The organism is Glutamicibacter sp. MCAF14, from assembly GCF_052114325.1.
Taxonomy (GTDB): Bacteria; Actinomycetota; Actinomycetes; order Actinomycetales; family Micrococcaceae; genus Glutamicibacter; species Glutamicibacter arilaitensis.
Window position 1 is genome coordinate 206,405 of the sequence record NZ_JBFREO010000001.1, and the last position, 16,064, is coordinate 222,468.

At 61.0% G+C, this 16,064-nt stretch carries 14 protein-coding genes; 8 read left to right on the forward strand and 6 right to left on the reverse strand.

Annotated elements, in window-relative coordinates; all coding sequences use genetic code 11:
* Positions 1-2: 2 nt before the first annotated feature.
* Complete coding sequence (locus tag AB4Y71_RS00985; RefSeq protein WP_441717282.1) at positions 3-779, reverse strand: electron transfer flavoprotein subunit beta/FixA family protein; 777 nt, start codon at positions 777-779, stop codon at positions 3-5.
* A 403-nt stretch (positions 780-1,182) separates the two neighbouring features.
* Here AB4Y71_RS00985 and AB4Y71_RS00990 point away from each other — a divergent pair, with 403 nt between their 5' ends.
* Positions 1,183-2,292, forward strand: coding sequence for a hypothetical protein (locus tag AB4Y71_RS00990; RefSeq protein WP_441717283.1), 1,110 nt, complete (start codon positions 1,183-1,185; stop codon positions 2,290-2,292).
* A 112-nt stretch (positions 2,293-2,404) separates the two neighbouring features.
* The gene (locus AB4Y71_RS00995; protein WP_441717284.1) at positions 2,405-2,815 is read left to right on the forward strand and encodes a hypothetical protein; all 411 of its coding nucleotides are present in this window, start codon (positions 2,405-2,407) and stop codon (positions 2,813-2,815) included.
* A 24-nt stretch (positions 2,816-2,839) separates the two neighbouring features.
* On the opposite strand, the gene AB4Y71_RS01000 is transcribed toward AB4Y71_RS00995, so the two are convergent.
* Both AB4Y71_RS01000 and AB4Y71_RS01005 read right to left on the reverse strand, forming a co-directional pair.
* Complete coding sequence (locus tag AB4Y71_RS01000; protein WP_441687528.1) at positions 2,840-3,265, reverse strand: DUF1801 domain-containing protein; 426 nt, start codon at positions 3,263-3,265, stop codon at positions 2,840-2,842.
* Positions 3,234-4,652 carry an MFS transporter gene (locus AB4Y71_RS01005; RefSeq protein WP_441717285.1) on the reverse strand — a complete coding sequence of 473 codons (1,419 nt, stop codon included), beginning with the start codon at positions 4,650-4,652 and terminating at the stop codon, positions 3,234-3,236. Before AB4Y71_RS01005 ends, AB4Y71_RS01000 begins: the two co-directional genes overlap by 32 nt.
* A gap of 238 nt (positions 4,653-4,890) precedes the next feature.
* On the opposite strand from AB4Y71_RS01005, the gene benA reads away from it, so the two are divergent.
* The 6 genes from benA to AB4Y71_RS01035 all read left to right on the forward strand — a co-directional run bounded on the left by benA (position 4,891) and on the right by AB4Y71_RS01035 (position 13,509).
* Positions 4,891-6,249, forward strand: a complete 1,359-nt coding sequence (benA, locus tag AB4Y71_RS01010; protein ID WP_441717286.1) for a benzoate 1,2-dioxygenase large subunit — start codon at positions 4,891-4,893, stop codon at positions 6,247-6,249.
* Between the two features lie 19 nt (positions 6,250-6,268).
* Positions 6,269-6,799 (forward strand): benzoate 1,2-dioxygenase small subunit, encoded by a 531-nt coding sequence (benB, locus tag AB4Y71_RS01015; protein WP_441717287.1) that lies wholly within the window; start codon positions 6,269-6,271, stop codon positions 6,797-6,799.
* 78 nt (positions 6,800-6,877) lie between these two features.
* Complete coding sequence (gene benC / locus AB4Y71_RS01020) at positions 6,878-8,419, forward strand: benzoate 1,2-dioxygenase electron transfer component BenC (protein WP_441717289.1); 1,542 nt, start codon at positions 6,878-6,880, stop codon at positions 8,417-8,419.
* Entirely contained in the window at positions 8,416-9,255 is an 840-nt protein-coding gene (locus AB4Y71_RS01025; protein WP_441717290.1) for a 1,6-dihydroxycyclohexa-2,4-diene-1-carboxylate dehydrogenase, read from the forward strand. Before benC ends, AB4Y71_RS01025 begins: the two co-directional genes overlap by 4 nt.
* A 174-nt stretch (positions 9,256-9,429) precedes the next feature.
* On the forward strand, positions 9,430-10,776 hold the full coding sequence (locus AB4Y71_RS01030) for an MFS transporter (protein ID WP_441717292.1): 1,347 nt from the start codon (positions 9,430-9,432) through the stop codon (positions 10,774-10,776).
* Positions 10,777-10,824: 48 nt separating this feature from the next.
* On the forward strand, positions 10,825-13,509 hold the full coding sequence (locus AB4Y71_RS01035; protein ID WP_441717294.1) for a LuxR C-terminal-related transcriptional regulator: 2,685 nt from the start codon (positions 10,825-10,827) through the stop codon (positions 13,507-13,509).
* 261 nt (positions 13,510-13,770) lie between these two features.
* On the opposite strand, the gene AB4Y71_RS01040 is transcribed toward AB4Y71_RS01035, so the two are convergent.
* From AB4Y71_RS01040 to AB4Y71_RS01050, 3 genes are all read right to left on the reverse strand, one after another.
* The gene (locus tag AB4Y71_RS01040) at positions 13,771-14,721 is read right to left on the reverse strand and encodes a DUF222 domain-containing protein (RefSeq protein ID WP_441717736.1); all 951 of its coding nucleotides are present in this window, start codon (positions 14,719-14,721) and stop codon (positions 13,771-13,773) included.
* The gene (locus AB4Y71_RS01045; RefSeq protein ID WP_441717295.1) at positions 14,607-15,329 is read right to left on the reverse strand and encodes a hypothetical protein; all 723 of its coding nucleotides are present in this window, start codon (positions 15,327-15,329) and stop codon (positions 14,607-14,609) included. Before AB4Y71_RS01045 ends, AB4Y71_RS01040 begins: the two co-directional genes overlap by 115 nt.
* Before the next feature lie 144 nt (positions 15,330-15,473).
* Positions 15,474-15,974, reverse strand: a complete 501-nt coding sequence (locus AB4Y71_RS01050; protein ID WP_441717297.1) for a hypothetical protein — start codon at positions 15,972-15,974, stop codon at positions 15,474-15,476.
* Between the last annotated feature and the right edge of the window lie 90 nt (positions 15,975-16,064).

Here is a 16,064-nt window from a genome sequence, read left to right on the forward strand (position 1 = left end):
GCTCACGCCAGGTTGTTCTTGATCAGGAATTCGGCCAGTGCGTTCCCGGCCTCGCCGTCATCGGTCACGATCGTTCCGGCGGTGCGCGCCGGGCGCTGCGCCACCGAAACCATGATGGAACGCGCGGTATCAGCAGGCAGAGGCTCAACACCCAAGTCCGCCAGCGACAAAGTTTCAATCGGCTTCTTCTTGGCCGCCATAATGCCCTTGAAATTAGGGAAGCGCGCGTCCGGCAGCGCCTCGGTAATCGAAGCAATCGCCGGCAGCGGAGCACTGACCTTGGCGCTGGCGCCTTCGAGTTCGCGTGAACCGCTGATCGTGCCGTCGGAAATTTCTACCGAGGACAGGGAAGTCGCCGCGGGAAGATCCAGCAGCTCTGCCAGCATTACCGGCAGTACGCCTGCCGAACCATCTGTGGACATGTTGCCGGTAAGAATCAGGTCGTAGTTGCCGCGGCGCAAGGCTGCAGCCAGAACCTCGGCGGTCAGCACCAGATCGGCGCCGAGCAATTCTTCATCGCTGATGTGCACCGCGCTGGCAGCGCCCATGGCCAGGCCCTTGCGCAAAGTGGCTTGGGCCGAACCCGGTCCCATGGTCAATACGGTGATCTCCGTATCTGGATTCGCATCAGCGTGCTTGAGTGCTACTTCCAAGGTGCGCTCGCTGATTTCATCGAGCACCACTTCCGTAGCCGCTCGATCAGCCAGGCCGGTCTCCAGATTCAGGAGCCGGTCCTCTCCGGTATCGGGGACTTCCTTGATCAGGACCGCGATCTTCATTATTTTCTCCCTCATATCGGAGTAGCTGTTGACTGGGGTTGCGCTGCTCGGAAGCCGCATTGATCCCGGGCTTTGGTGGCCAATGATTTGGACCCCGGCAAAAATACTAGGAAATCCAAGTTCATTAATAGGCCACCGCTCAGTCCTCCCAAAGTGCCGTAGGTAATGTGTCGCAGGCTACATGTCTCTTTGGTGTTCATCTTGTCGGATTTCAAGCCATTTTTCAATGAAAGCAGACAAGAAAACAGCAAGTGAACAGCTCGAAGAACAAAAGGTCTTCAGTTTGGCGTGGTTAACTGCAACTGTATGCCGGCAGGTGAGTCGCATCGCGCTATTCGTCGGCTCTTCGCGGTGCACCGTAGGCTTTAAGCCAGCGATCAATTTCGGAATCAAAGGACGGCTCATGGCCAGCAAAAAGCGTCAAGGAAAAAAGAACTCAGGCGCAGGCAACCCTGCCAAGGCAGCGGCGCGTGGACGCAGCGTTTTCCGCATCCAAGCTGAAGCGCAGGTTGATGCCCTTCGCCATGATTTCACTGCTTGGGTAGCCAACCAGGTTCCAGCGTTCTCGCCTGAACAGGCAGCTCAGGCAGCGGGCATGGAGTTGGATGTCATCGGCCAGGTCGCCGGGCAGTACGCCGAAAACGCGCGCAGCTCGAACCTGTTCGACCTGGACGTAGATGTCTTCGGGCAGTCCCTTGCCGAGCATCTGGGCAACCTGCCCGAATCCCTGGCCCCGGAGCCGATCTTCACCACGTGGCTCGATTTCTTCAGCTTCGCCCAGGACCGCCAGCTCTGGGAAGGCCCTGAGGAAAATCTCGAAGCTTTGCGCGAGATGCTCGAAGATACCCTGAACGGCTTTGCCGAAGGCGATGCGGAACTGTGCGAACTGCTGCGCGCAACCAAGCTGTTCACGCAGGTCAAGGCCTACGCTGAGACGCTGGTTGAGGGCGTTGACATGGAAGACTTCAGCCCAGAAGCGCAGGAGCCGCGCGCCAAGGTCATGCAGGCCGTTGGCCTGGATGCGCAAACCTTCGACCCAGAAGGCCCGGCTCCGCTGGCCTTCAACTACATCTGGAGTGCCGGGCGCATGTCCGTGGTCGAGTCCGAGGGCTCTGTCCTGCGCACCGACCAGGATGCTTACGACCTGCTGGTTGCCGGCGAAGAGGCTGCCAGTGCGCAGCTGCTCTTCGAAATGGCCGTTGGCTGCGTGCAGGCGCACCTGAACCCGACCTTCGATGTCGCCCTGCGCGATGAGGCCCATTACCTGGTGCTGCGCAACTTGCTGGTTACCGCATCCACCGGCCGCGAAGGCGACCTGGAAGGACTGCGCCGAAACTGCGGTCCGAAGGTCTACGATGCAGTTCTTCCCGAGGCGAAGCTCGCCATGGATTCACTGGCTGACTACGGTCTGATCACCAAGGACGGCGAGCACTACAGTATCGACGAGCGCCTTGTCCCGATCATTTCCGCTGGTATCTCCGAGGTTGAAGCCTTCTTCGAAGAAGCCGAATAGCCAACGCGGGTGTTGCCCGTAGCTGCATTGCGCTGCGGGCAACACCAACCTAATAGCATCTTCTCCAGCAGCAGACAGGTGATCAGCAGTGGGCAGGGAAAACAGATCGCCATTGACGTGGCTTGCCGCATCCAATGGACTGCTCTTCGCAGCGCTGATGCTCATCGTGGATCCGCTGATCGCGGGAACCCCATGGTGGGCCGAACCTGGGCTCTGGGTGCCATTGGCTTTCCCATTGCTGCCATGGCTGGGTGTCGCCGCGGCCATGGCCTGGCTGGGCAGCGCAGCTACGAGCTGGCTGCACGCGCTGGTTTTCAGTTTCATTGTCTTGGCGGTCGGTGTAATTCCCGGCTTTTTCTGGACGCTTCTGCTCTTTGACGCCTTCCCGGATTCCGCCAGCCCGCAGATACCCGTGGCCGTTTCGCTCTGCGCCGGTGCCGCGCTAATGGTGTTGGGCCCAGTCGCAGGCGGACGTGCAATTTTCAGGCTTTTGGCCAAATCCCGGCCTGCCGCTGCGAATTAGACGCTGGGGTGAAAACCCCAGTTACTAGCGAGGCTGGTCATCCTGCCGCGAGGCCGCAATGGCGATCAGCTCGCGCAGCACCGCCAGATCAATGTCCTCCAGCTTCTTCACGTACACGCAACCGGCACCCTCGGTGTACTTTCCCAACTGGGGCAGCAGCGACGCTCCTTGGGGAAGGTCCTTCAAACCATAGAGTGAGAGCTGGGCCTTGCGAGGCGAGAAGCCGGTCTTGGGCCAGATGCCGGTAGTGCGTGCATTAGCAGGGGAGATGTAGGTGTAGCTGCCGTAGCCCACGATGCTCGGCCCCCACATCACCGGTTGCTCTCCGGTGGCCTCGCGGAATATCCGATCCAGCTCGTGCCCGTCAATCCGGCGTTTTTCCGGGGTGGCAGCTTCGATGAAGTCCTCAACGCTCGCGCTAGTTGGAAGGGTCTTCTGACTCGTTGGCAACTGATGCCTCCTGGGGCGTTGCGGGCGATTCGGCCTGGAAAATTGCAGAAAGCTTGCGGTACTGGCCGGTGCCCATGGCTAGCAGTGCCGCTACAACCATGATCAACCCGCCGACCAAGAAGATCAAGGCGATTCCACGTGCCTGCCCCTGTCCCACCAGCCAGCCGAAGCGCTCATCTCCCTGCATCGAGCGCATATAGGGGATGACCAGGTACTGGGCCAATGGGGCAACCAGGAAGGCGGTAATCGGAGCCGCCGCGGCTTCCATCATCTGGGCGAAGCCGAACACCCGGCCCTGGCGGCGGAAGGCGACCACCTTCTGGATCACCGTTTGCTCCGAGGCTTCCACCGCCGGGATGAGCATCATGTAGAGCCAGATCCCCAGCACATAGAGCCAGGTCCATTCCCGGATGGTGAAGACCGCTCCGAGGAATCCCATGATGGCCACCAATAAGAGCATGGTGCGGATCGGATTGGGCCCAAGCCCGAATTTGGCAATGGCCAGCCCTCCGATGATGAAGCCGGTGGAGGCCAACCCGAAGGTGATGCCCCAGGCTTCGACCGGCATGATGGTCAGCCCGTAGGGGTCCATCAAAGCCATGTAGATGCCGCCGATGAAATTGTTGAACATCGAGAAGATGATCAGCGCGAACAGGCCTGGGATCGCCATAACCGTCGTGAAGCCCAGGCGCAGGTCGCTGGTTTTCGTGAGGTCTTCTTCCTTTTCCGGCTCCTGCTCGGGGATGGAAATTCCCAGAAGGTGCAGCAACGTAATCACGACCATCGCAATCGCAATGACCAGTGTCCACCCCATCCCCAGCAGGCCGATGGACAGCCCGGAAAACACGCTGGTGATGATGAAAGCGATGCCCTGGACGGTGCCGACCAGTCCGTTGGCATTGGCGTGGCGCTCCACCGGGATCAGCAGGGTGACGGTAGTGGACAACGCGATGCCGCGCATCTGCTCCACGATCGCACCGAACAGGATCACCAGGCAGAAGATCCAGAACTGCCAGCCGCCGATATTCAAGATGTCCTCGGTGGGCAGCCAGAGGTAGATCAGCCCGGCCAGGGCAAAGGCCACCGCGGTGACCAGTGCGGAGAACACGAACACCGATTTCTTGCGGTGATTATCCACGATGGTTCCGAAAATCATGGAGAATCCGGCGATCAGCAGCATGAAGGCGCCGCCGATGATGCCGGTGGCCATGACGTTTTCGGTTTCCAGATACACCCAGAAGGTCAGCGCGAACCACAGGTAGCTGGTGGTGAGGTTTGCGACGGCGGTATTGGCCAGGATGTGCAGGAAGGAACGCTGGCCCTGCCGCGGAACTTCGGGGTTCTGGCTGCGGGCCGCGGGAAGGTCCGGGGCTTCTTCTTCGCGCATGGGCAAGGCTGCTTCGAAAGGTGGGCGGGAGGTCGTAGCAAAAGGATACTCCGCCGAATTCATAGGCGACAGGTGTGGATTCAGATGCTTGAAAACATAGTGATCAGATGCCTAGTCCAAGCCTAGGCATAACCCTAGTGTGACCGCCCCCACTTTCTGCCAAGGTTGAATCCATGCAAACCGGCTGCAGCGGTTTTCCCCTTAAAACGAGCCTTGAATGGACGGAGCACACCACGCCATGACTGAAACCCTGAATGAGGTATCCAGCCTGCTGGATAACGCACTGGTCGACAGCCCGGAAACCGGAGAGTTCCGCGCCAATCGAAATATCTTCACCGATGAAGAGATCTTCGAGATGGAAATGAAGCACATCTGGGAGGGCAACTGGGTTTACCTGGCCCATGAGTCCCAGATCCCCAACATCGGTGACTACTACACCACCAACATCGGCCGCCAGCCGATCATCATCTCGCGCAACAAGCAGGGTGAACTGAACGCGCTGATCAATGCCTGCAGCCACCGCGGTGCCATGCTGTGCCGCCGCAAGACTGATAACCGCACCACCTTCACCTGCCCGTTCCACGGCTGGACCTTCAACAACTCCGGCAAGCTGCTCAAGGTCAAGGACTCGCGCGGTGCCGGCTACCCCGAGCAGTTCAACAAGGACGGCTCGCATGACCTGACCAAGGTCGCCCGCTTCGAGAATTACCGCGGCTTCCTCTTCGGCTCGCTGAAGGAAGATGTGCTGCCCCTGGAGGAGCACCTGGGCGAGGCCACCAAGATCATCGACATGATGGTTGACCAGTCCGAAGAAGGCCTGGAAGTGCTGCGCGGCGCCTCGACCTACACCTATGACGGCAACTGGAAGCTGCAGGCCGAAAACGGCGCCGACGGCTACCACGTCTCGGCAACCCACTGGAACTACGCCGCCACCCAGGCCCGCCGCGCCAACGGGGAATCCTCGAACGACACCAAGACCATGGACGCCGGTGGCTGGGACAAGCAGAAGGGCGGCTACTACTCGTTCGAGAACGGCCACCTGCTGCTCTGGACCGAATGGCTTGACCCGGCCAACCGTCCGCTGGCTGAAAAGCGCGACGAGCTGGTCGCCAAGCACGGCGAAGCCAAGGCCGACTGGATGATCGGCATCTCCCGCAACTTGTGCCTGTACCCGAACGTGTACCTGATGGACCAGTTCGGCTCGCAGATCCGCGTCTTCCGCCCGGTCGCCGTGGACAAGACCGAGGTCACCATCTACTGCTTCGCACCGGTGGGCGAATCCGATCAGGCCCGCGCCAACCGCATCCGCCAGTACGAGGACTTCTTCAACGCCTCGGGCATGGCAACCCCCGATGACTTGGAAGAATTCCGCTCCTGCCAGAAGACCTACATGGCCACCGCGTCTAAGTGGAACGACCTTTCGCGCGGCCAGGCCCACCAGATCACCGGTCCGGACGAGAACGCCGACAAGATCGGCCTGAAGCCGATTTCCTCCGGCGCCCGCACCGAGGATGAAGGCCTGTACCCGATCCAGCACGGTTACTGGCTGACCACCATGCGCCAGGCTCTGGATAACGAACGCGAAGCACAGAACTAAGGCCGAAGGGAAAAGCCAGATGAGCACCATTGCATTGACCGAGGCGCCGACCTCCAACGGCGCGATTACCACCACCGATATCGAGCAGTTCCTCTATCAGGAAGCCCGCTTCCTCGATGACCGCGACTTCGACCGCTGGTTGGACTGCTACCACCCCGAAGCCACCTTCTGGATGCCGGCTTGGGCCGATGACGAGAAGCTGACCGAAAATCCGCAGCGCGAGATCTCGCTGATCTACTACGCAAACCGCGGCGGCCTGGAAGACCGCGTCTTCCGCATCAAGACCGACCGCTCCTCGGCCACCTCGCTGCCCGAGCCGCGCACCGGCCACAACATCACCAACGTGGAGATCGTTGCAGTCAACGGCGACAAGGTGGACATCCGCTTCAACTGGTTCACCCTGTACTACCGCTACCAGAATGTGGACACCTACTTCGGCACCTCGTTCTACACCATTGACTACTCCGGCACCGCGCCGGTGATCACCGCGAAGAAGGTCGTTCTGAAGAACGACTACATCCACCACGTCGTGGATATCTACCACATCTAAGCACCACCGATCCGGCGGCGGGACCTCAAGCAGGTCCCGCCGACCCGGCCATCCCCAAAATCTTGAAATGAGCAAGCCATGTCCCATCAGGTAGCCCTCGCCTTTGAAGACGGAATCACCCGCTTCATCAAGGTCGGCGCGAACGAAACCGTCGCCGACGCCTCCTACAAAGCCCGCATCAACATCCCGCTGGACTGCCGCGACGGCGCCTGCGGCACCTGCAAGTCCTTCTGCGAGTCAGGCAAGTACGACGGCGGCGACTACATCGAAGAGGCGTTGACCGACGACGAAGCAGAGGCCGGCTACTGCCTGCCGTGCCAGATGGTCCCCGAGTCCGACCTCGTGCTGCAGATCCCGACCACCTCGGATGTCGCCAAGACCTCGGCCACCACCTTTGAGTCGACGCTGACCGAAATCCGCCGCATCTCCGAAACCACCTACGCTTTCAGCCTCGAAGTCGACAAGCGCGAAGACCTGTCCTTCCTGCCCGGCCAGTACGTGAACATCGAAGTCCCCGGCTCCGGCGGACAGGCCCGCTCCTACTCCTTCAGCTCGGGCCCGGAAGTGGACATCGTTTCCTTCCTGATCCGCATCACCGACGGCGGGCTGATGTCCACCTACATGCGCGACACCGCGCAGATCGGGGACCGAATCAACTTCACCGGCCCAATGGGCAGCTTCTTCCTGCGCGAACCAAAGCGCCAGTCGCTGCTGCTGGCCGGCGGCACCGGCCTGGCTCCGCTGCTGGCCATCTTGGAGAAGCTGGCCGGCATGGACAACCCGAACAAGGTGCACCTGATCTACGGCGTGAACACCGACATCGACCTGGTCGAGCTCGACGTGCTGCAGGACTACACCCAGCGCATCGCCGGCTTCAGCTTCGACACCGTGGTGGGCGATCCCCAGAGCGCTTCGGAAAAGAAGGGCTACGTCACCAACCACTTCGAGCCGCAGCACCTGGCCGAGGGCGACGTGGACATCTACCTGTGCGGCCCTCCTCCGATGGTTGAAGGCGTGCGCCGCCACCTGGAATCCGAAGGCATCCAGCCGCAGAACTTCTACTACGAGAAGTTCGCCTTGGCCGTTGTGCCCGACGCCGAGCCTGCCGAAGCACCAGCAGCACCAGCAGCACCGGCTGCAGCGACCCCTGCCGCGCAGAGCTACGAGATCGGCGAAGAGCACGCCAGCTTCGAAGCCGAGTTCGATGCCCGCATGGCACTGGAACTGGCCGTCGTGGAGCTGACCATGGGCAAGCTGACCGAAGGCCAGCTGGGCGAATTCAAGGTGCTGGCTGAACTGGCCGGCAAGACCTTGGACGGCGAGAAGTTCGTCAACGCCGAGGAATTTACCGTCACCAATGACGCCTTCCACGAATTCCTGTTCAAGGCCGTGGGCAACGAGCACCTGCTGCAGGCCTACCGCCGCTTGGACGTTCCAGCACTGATGGCCAACGTACTGCGCCAGGAGCACTGGATCGATGGAGCGGTCGACGCCGACCACCTGGGAATCGTCAACGCCTTCGAAAAGCAGGACATCGCCGCGGCCCGTACCGCGATCACCGCCCACAACGAGCACGCCAAGGCCACCATGGCCGCCGCCGCGAAGGCGGGCGCCAAGTGAGCGGCACGCAGGCTGCGGTGAACCAGACCGAAGCCGCCGGGCTGCCCGAGTCCTTCCACCCCGGGCGCTTTGCCGGCAAGATCGTCATGGTCACCGGCGCCGCCCAGGGCATCGGTTGGTCCGTAGCCCGGCGCATCGCCGCCGAAGATGGCGCGTTGGTGCTGGTGGATCGCGCACCACTGATCCACGAGGTTGCCGAGGGCCTGCGCGCCCACGGCGCCACCGCGCTGAGCGTCACCGCGGATCTGGAAACCTACGACGGGGCCTTGGCCGCGGTTACCGCGGCGATGGACCAGTTCGGCCGCATCGATGTGCTGGTCAACAACGTCGGCGGAACCATCTGGGCCAAGCCCTACGAGCACTACGCTCCGGGCGAGATCGAGAAGGAAATCCAGCGTTCGCTGTTCCCGACCCTGTGGATGTGCCGCGCGGTGTTCGAGCAAATGGCCAAGGCCGGCTCGGGCACCATCGTGAACGTCTCCTCGGTTGCCACCCGCGGCATGAACCGCGCTCCGTACGCGGCGGCCAAGGGCGGGGTCAAGGCCATCACCTCGGCGCTGGCCATGGAGGGCGCGGCGAAGAACATCCGCGTGGTCGCTACCGCTCCCGGCGGCACCGAAGCTCCTGAACGCCAGGTCAAACGCGGCCCTGCACCGCAGGGCGAGCAGGAAAAAGCTTGGTACCAGACCATCGTGGACCAGACTGTGGACTCCACCTTGCTCAAGCGCTACGGCACCTTGGACGAGCAGTCCGCACCGATCGTGTTCCTCGCCTCCGACGAAGCCTCCTACATCACCGGCTCCACCCTCGCCGTGGCCGGCGGAGACCTCGGCTAGGACGCAGCACAGCACCAAAAACGCACCACCATCGGACAAACGGCTCGTCTTCACGGGCCGTTTGTTCCATCTAGCACCATCAAAGCACCATCCCGGCCGTGCTGTATTCGACGGGCACGTATTTTCCGGGGCACAACGAGGTTCCCCGGTCACCGCAAACGAACGGAAAAACACGTGAATACCAGCCCTATGACCTCCAGCAATGCTGCCGGCGCCGTGCGCTGGGTGGTGGTTATCGCCGCCATCGCACTGATCTTCGACGGCTACGACCTGGTGGTTTTCGGAACCATCGTCTCCACGCTGCTGGCCGACCCCACCCAGCTGGGCCAGCTCGATGAAACCACCGCCGGACTGCTGGGCAGCTACGCGCTGCTGGGCGTGATGGTCGGTGCGCTGAGTACCGGCGCGATCGGCGACTACATCGGCCGGCGCAAGGCCATGCTCACCGGGATCGTCTGGTTCTCCGTCGGCATGGGCCTGACCGCGCTGGCTGCCGACACCCTGTGGTTCGGCATCCTGCGCTTCGCCACCGGCATGGGCGTGGGTGCGATCGTCGCCACCGCAGGTGCCGTCGTGGCCGAATTCGCCCCGAAGAACCGCCGCAACTACTACAACGCGATCGTCTACTCCGGGGTACCCGCAGGCGGCGTGCTCGCCTCGCTGCTGGCCATGGTGCTCAGCGATGCGATCGGCTGGCGCGGACTGTTCCTCATCGGCGCCCTCCCACTGGTCTTCTTGCTGCCGATGGCCTGGTTCAAGCTTCCCGAATCCCCGCAGTGGCTGGTCTCCCGCGGACGCGTGGCCGAAGCCCAGGAAATTTCCGCACGCACCGGGGTAGTCCTGGAAATTCCAAGCGGCGCCGAGGCCACGGACCTGGAGGCCGAACGCGTGGGCTTCGCCGCGCTGGCCACCAAGCGCTACGCGCTGCCTACCGCGCTGCTGGGAATGATGAGCTTCACCGGATTGCTGCTGACGTACGGGCTGAACACCTGGATGCCGGAGATCATGCAGCAAGCTGGCTACGGCAAGTCCCACTCGTTGCTCTTCTTGCTGGTGCTGAACCTGGCCGCGGTCTTCGGCGGGCTGCTGGCCTCGATGGCCGCCGACCGCGTCGGCCCCAAGCAGGTAGTGGCAGTGACCTTCTTCCTGGCCGCATTGGCGATGGCGCTGATGACCCTCAAGCTGCCGCTGGGCCTGCTGCTTTCACTGGTGGCCGTAGCCGGCGTGGGTACCATCGGCACCCAGGTGCTGATCTACGGGTTTGTGTCGAACTACTATCACAGCGCCGCCCGCGGTGCCGGGGTTGCCTGGTGCGCCGGATTTGGCCGTCTGGGCGGGATTTTCGGTCCGCTGCTCGGCGGGATGCTGCTCTCGGCTGGGATTTCCCCGGGGACCGCATTCTATGTCTTCGCCGCGGTTGCTATCGTTGGAACGCTGGTCACCACATTTGTTCCGATGGCTCGCTCCGCTGCACATCGCAGTGCGCAGGAGCCGCTGGCCACCGTTGGGGCAGGGAAGTAGCAGCACATCGATAAGCAACGCAGCAATGCTGAAAGGTTGGTGAACGCCATGCTCGGTGCCCAGCAGGGCCAAGAGGCGCTCATCGACCTTTCGCATGAAGTACAGCAGAACGGCAGCATCTTCGCGGTGCTCAAAGGCCCGCGTGGCAGCGGCAAGAGCACGCTGATCAAGGCGCTGCTGACCCGGTTGGCCAGCCAATCGGTGCAGCTGGTCACCGCATCGCGCTGGGAAACCGCGCAGCCCGGAGCCGCCCTTGGCCCACTGCTGCAACGCAGCCATGCTGGTTCGGCCGGGGCGCTGGGTGAGGCATTGCTGGAATACCTGCGCAAGGACGGATCGCGCCCCCGGGTGCTGGTGCTGGAAAATGCGCAGTGGATCGATGACCTCAGCTTCCAGGCGCTGCACTATACGTGGCGCCGATTGCGCCATGAACCGATACTCATCGTGCTGGTGATGCGCCAGCAGAACCTGGCCGGGCTGACACCTGAGACCCGTGAATTCCTGGCAGACAGCCAGCTGAGGGTCCTGCAGCTGGAAGTGCCTGATCCGGCGCATGTGCGCGAGATCGTGTGCGCTCGAACGGGCATCGACCTGCCTCCCACTGCCGCGGAGCAGCTGGTGGACTACACCCAGGGCAACCTGCAAGTGGTCATCGAGCTGGCCCAAGAAAATCCGGAGCGCGACTGGGAGCAGCTGGACCGCTGGCCGCCTGCCCCGCGCGCCCTGTCATTACAAGTCATCGAGCTGTTGGACGGGTTGGAGCCGCGAGCCCGAGCGCTGGTTGAAGCGGCTGCCGTGCTCGGTGCGCAGGCCAGGATCGACAACGTCGCCAAACTGGTGGGCGAAGCCGATCCGCTGAAGCCCATCCAGCAGGTTCTCGACTCCTCACTGGCGAAGGCCTACGGGCACAGCGGCAAGGTGCGGCTCGGCTTCGAGGATGAGCTGACCCGAATGGCTATCTACCACCAGATCCCGTTGAGCGCCCGCATCCGCTTGCATGCCAGCGCCGCGCAGATCGTCGAGGACCAGGGCGCGCGGCTGGGCCATCGGGCCGATGCGTGCATCCTGCCCGATGGCGGATTGGCCCTGGAACTGCGGGATTACGGCCGGGAGCAGGGCAAGCGAGGGGAGTGGTCATCGGCGGCCACCGCATTTTTCCACGCCATGCACTTGTCCCCGGAACCGGCACAGCGCGATTCCCTGTTGCTCAACGCCGTAGATGCAATCGTGGCCGCCGGCGAGCTGCCGAGGGCGCAAACTTTCGGGCACCAGCTGTCGAGCTTGGAGAGCAGCCCGGAACGAGACGTGCTCTCGGGATACATCTCCATCCTGCAGGGCAGGGCCAATACCGCGCAGCGCTGGCTCTCAAGTGCCTGGCAGAATGCAGTGCACGAACAGGATAACGATGTGATGGCCGTGGTCGCGCAACGACAGGTCCTCGATTCGCTATGCAGGCTCAAAGGACAGAAAATCATTGACTGGGCCGAGCAATCACTGCGCCTTGCGCAAGTGGGCAGCCCGCTGGCCATTGAAAATGCAGTCATCCAAGGTCTTGGACTGGCCATGATGGGCCGGGCAGAAGAAGGGGAGAAGGTCTTGATGGACCTTTTGTCGGCTCTTCCTGCGGGAGCCCAGCGGCAGCGTGCAGAGATGTCTCTGGGATGGGTCTACCTGGCCACCGATCGCGTGGAACTGGCTCGGCATGAGCTCGCCGCCTCCAGCTCTACGGACTTCAGCGATGGATCGCTGCGCATCTCGTTGTGGGCCAAAGCCTGGTCTGCACGAGCCGAATTCCTCATGGGCGATTGGGATCAAGCGCTGGAGACCGTCCGATCTGCCCAGACCCTGCAGGAGCGTTCTGAAATTCAGATCCTGCGTCCACTGATCCAGCTGACCGCGGTTCAGATTCACGCATTGCGCGGCAACTGGGAGCAAGCTGATCTGCACTTGCGGAAGTCATGGGCTCAAACCGGCAGTTATGCCATTATGGAAATGCCTTACCGGATGGCTCGGGCGGAGATTGCCCGTGTGCAGGCGAACCATGAAGAGGTAGTGCGGGCACTGGAGCCTTTGCTTCGGCTGGATCGTTCACAGGGTATTGATCAGGCAGGTTTCTGGACCTGGCAAGACACATATGCCAAGGCGCTCATACGTTGCGAACGTCTTGATGAGGCAGAGAAGTTCATTCAGCCATTGCTGGAGGGCGCGATTGCTTCAGGCCATCAGAGCGGAATAGCTCGATTCCAGAGTGTCCAGGCTTCTTTGCTCGCGGCGCGTGGTGATATTGACGCAGCCCGCTTGGTGTTTGAAGATGCCATTCGCCGCTTGGAAAGCATCGGCTCGATTTACCACCGGGCGAAGGTTGATTTCTATTACGGGCAGTGCTTGCGTCGAGCAGGAAAACGTGCGGAATGCGTTGCTCCGTTGACCCGTGCGTTGGCGATCTTCACACACGTCGATGCAACCGTGTATATGGATCGTTGCAACCGCGAGCTTCAGGCAAGCGGTACCGGGACGTCACGCAGGGAGAATGCTGATTGGTCCAGGCTGACCGCGCAGGAACAGGCCGTAGCCAAGCTGGTTTGCGAAGGGGCTAGCAATCGCCGTGTCGCTGAAGAGCTTTATATAGGTACCAAAACGGTGCAGTACCACTTGACCAAGATCTACACGAAGCTGGCGGTATCCAACCGTACCGAGCTCGCTGCAATCGCTCGTTTCGACCAAGGGAGCTAGAAGCTTCTGACTGAAAATTATTTTCAGTCTTAAAGGAACTTCGGAGCTCTGCTAGCCGTGGGTAGTTTGGATGCGAAGTGAGTGAAATTTATTTTCAATCAGCACTATCGCGAAAAGAACTAAGCGTCAGGAACCGGACTCTGGGCGTAGCAGGCTATACGAGTAGCTTCGATGAGGCTGCTTCCGTCGAGTCTATAGGTGGTGTGGTTGTTCTAGTGACTGAAAAAATTTGTCACTCAAGATTCAAGGTTCGCGAAGGGGCTATCCGGTTCCGGTGTCGGGAAGATCTTCATCCTGGTCGAGGCTCAGAACTCGTCGTGTTTCCGGAGTCAACCGAACTACGGGTGTTGTTTCATCTTCAGGACGCTGAGGGCAGTGATCATTGAGATGGTCAAAGTTCTCCACGTTGCTCACGCTCTCAGGAATCGTGATTGAACGCAGGCCATGCGGTGAAATCCATGTTTTGGAACCGTCAGGACAAGCAAGGACCTTCCAGCCCAGAGCGTGCTTGAACATCTGATGCTGTTTGCATAAGAGATGCGTATTCTGCCGGGTGGTGTGCCCGCCCTGCCCATACGCTTCTATATGATCAATTTCTGAGCTATCTGCCGGACGACGACATCCGGGGAAGCCGCAATGCTGGTCGCGGTGGCGCAGCAAATCCCGCAGTCCTTGGGAAGGTCGGTACCTCTTGGGTTCCACGTCAATCGCAGCCCCGGTCCAAGGGTCTGTCAGGACCCGTTGGAATGACGGAGCATCAGCTGCGATCTTTAGAGCCACGCCTAGGGGGATCGGTCCGTAGCCTTCCAGTTCAGCAAGGCCGCGAGAGGGATTGGCCAGCATTTCCACAGCAGGAATAGTGATGGAGACCCGTGGTTTCAGCGGCATGCCTTCGGCGCCGGGCCAACCATTGAGATAGACGTCCGCGAAAGCATCGGCTTCAACCTGGGCCTGGGTGCGTGAGTCTTTAGGATCAGTGATCTGGCTGGCCATGTGCTTGATGGAGTTGTTGATTGAATGGATGACATCAGCGCTGTGATGAAGTTGCAAGGTGGCCATGCCATCCTCGTCGTTCCACATCCGGACGTTGCGGGCAGCTAACGCGTTCCTCTGCCGGTTCTCCGCTGAATCGGGATTAAGGCGGTCGTGCAGGCGTCGAGCCCGTTGGTAGATGGCTTCATCCGGGGCCGTCTTCGCCATGGGCAGCAGAATTTGTTCCATGAGCGAGATCTGCTCGGGAGAGAGATCTTGGCAGAATTTGACGATATCGTGGCCGCCTTGACGGTGATTTCGCCTGCAGCCAGAGCCGCGAGGGTGTTCTTGCAGACATGCCGCAAGCCCTTGGCGTGGAACATCCGTTTGGATACCTTGCGGTTGCTCTCGCGCAGTGCGACGGAGGATTCGGCGATGAAGTTGGAGTTGATGATCTGCTCGCTGCCGCGGTCCACGCCGTAGCATGCGGCGCTTTTCGCGGCTGCTGTTTCTTCATCGGCGGAGTGCGGGTGTTCGGTCGATATCAGGTCATTGAACGATTCGCTGACGTGTTCCACTCCGTCGGCCATGATGTAGGCGATAGCGGCTTCGGTACTGCTCTGCAGCCGCTGGATTTTCTTCAGGGCCTCCAGCGCGTCGGTAGGGCCGTTAATGGGCCCGGCATCGAAAAGCTCAAGGGCGGTCTGCTTAAGCGTCCCTAAGAACGTTTGGTGTTCGCGTTCGGCCTCCTCAGCGGAAGTCCTATGCGACTCTTCACGGGTGCCCGGTGGGCGCAGTGGAAGACGGTGTTCTCCGTCGCGGTCTTCTAGGTATGCAGGAATACTCATAGTTAATTTTCCTGCTAAGCACCGACAGTTTGTTCTGATTCAAGTCGAATTGTGGGTAACTCATAGAAAGTTTATTCGACCGTAATTTCAGCTGGCGTCATGGGGTAAATCAGCATTCCGAGTCAGGTGGCGCAGCCTGAAAGTCTAGCTGCTGGTTGGACGAAGGGGCCGTGAAGTACCGGAAAATGCGGACCAGGTTCCAATGGCCGCCATAGCAGCGAGCAGAACGCCGGCGAGGATGCTGGCAGTGTATAGCGGTGCTTCAAGGGCGAAGGCTGCACCAGCATTCCAGTCCTCAAAGGTATCGCCCACTGAATTTATGTTGCCGAAAGCAGTGAAGAAGTACGTGGGTGCGCCTAGCGCGACAATCAGGCCCCAGAGTCCGGCGGCGACCCAGCCGGGCAGCTGGAATTTCGGGGTAAGCGTCACGAGTAGCCATGAAATCGCGAGGATGATTCCAGCGCAGGCGAAGACCCAGCCGCCGCGCGAGCTGTAGCCCTGCCCCGCGGCGGACATCGCCACGATGGTTTCATCCAAAGGAATTCCGCTGGCGGCTTCCACTGCCCAGTTGTTCGCGAGCAGGGCGCCATAAACAGCGTAAGCCGCAATTATGGCGAATCCGCTGATGGCTAGAAGTTTACGCATGTCAGTAGTCTAACCTCGCGCTGGTCAACCGAGGCATTAAATGAAGTAAGCACCGCCTCACGCCCCCTCGTTGCGCGTGATGCGGTGCTT

Bases quoted from the DNA above. Each gene is read 5' to 3' on its own strand.
- AB4Y71_RS00985 (WP_441717282.1), bottom strand. From the start codon at position 779: ATGAAGATCGCGGTCCTGATCAAGGAAGTCCCCGATACCGGAGAGGAC.
- AB4Y71_RS00990 (WP_441717283.1), top strand. From the start codon at position 1,183: ATGGCCAGCAAAAAGCGTCAAGGAAAAAAGAACTCAGGCGCAGGCAAC.
- AB4Y71_RS01005 (WP_441717285.1), bottom strand. From the start codon at position 4,652: ATGCGCGAAGAAGAAGCCCCGGACCTTCCCGCGGCCCGCAGCCAGAAC.
- benA (WP_441717286.1), top strand. From the start codon at position 4,891: ATGACTGAAACCCTGAATGAGGTATCCAGCCTGCTGGATAACGCACTG.
- benB (WP_441717287.1), top strand. From the start codon at position 6,269: ATGAGCACCATTGCATTGACCGAGGCGCCGACCTCCAACGGCGCGATT.
- benC (WP_441717289.1), top strand. From the start codon at position 6,878: ATGTCCCATCAGGTAGCCCTCGCCTTTGAAGACGGAATCACCCGCTTC.
- AB4Y71_RS01035 (WP_441717294.1), top strand. From the start codon at position 10,825: ATGCTCGGTGCCCAGCAGGGCCAAGAGGCGCTCATCGACCTTTCGCAT.
- AB4Y71_RS01045 (WP_441717295.1), bottom strand. From the start codon at position 15,329: ATGAGTATTCCTGCATACCTAGAAGACCGCGACGGAGAACACCGTCTT.
- AB4Y71_RS01050 (WP_441717297.1), bottom strand. From the start codon at position 15,974: ATGCGTAAACTTCTAGCCATCAGCGGATTCGCCATAATTGCGGCTTAC.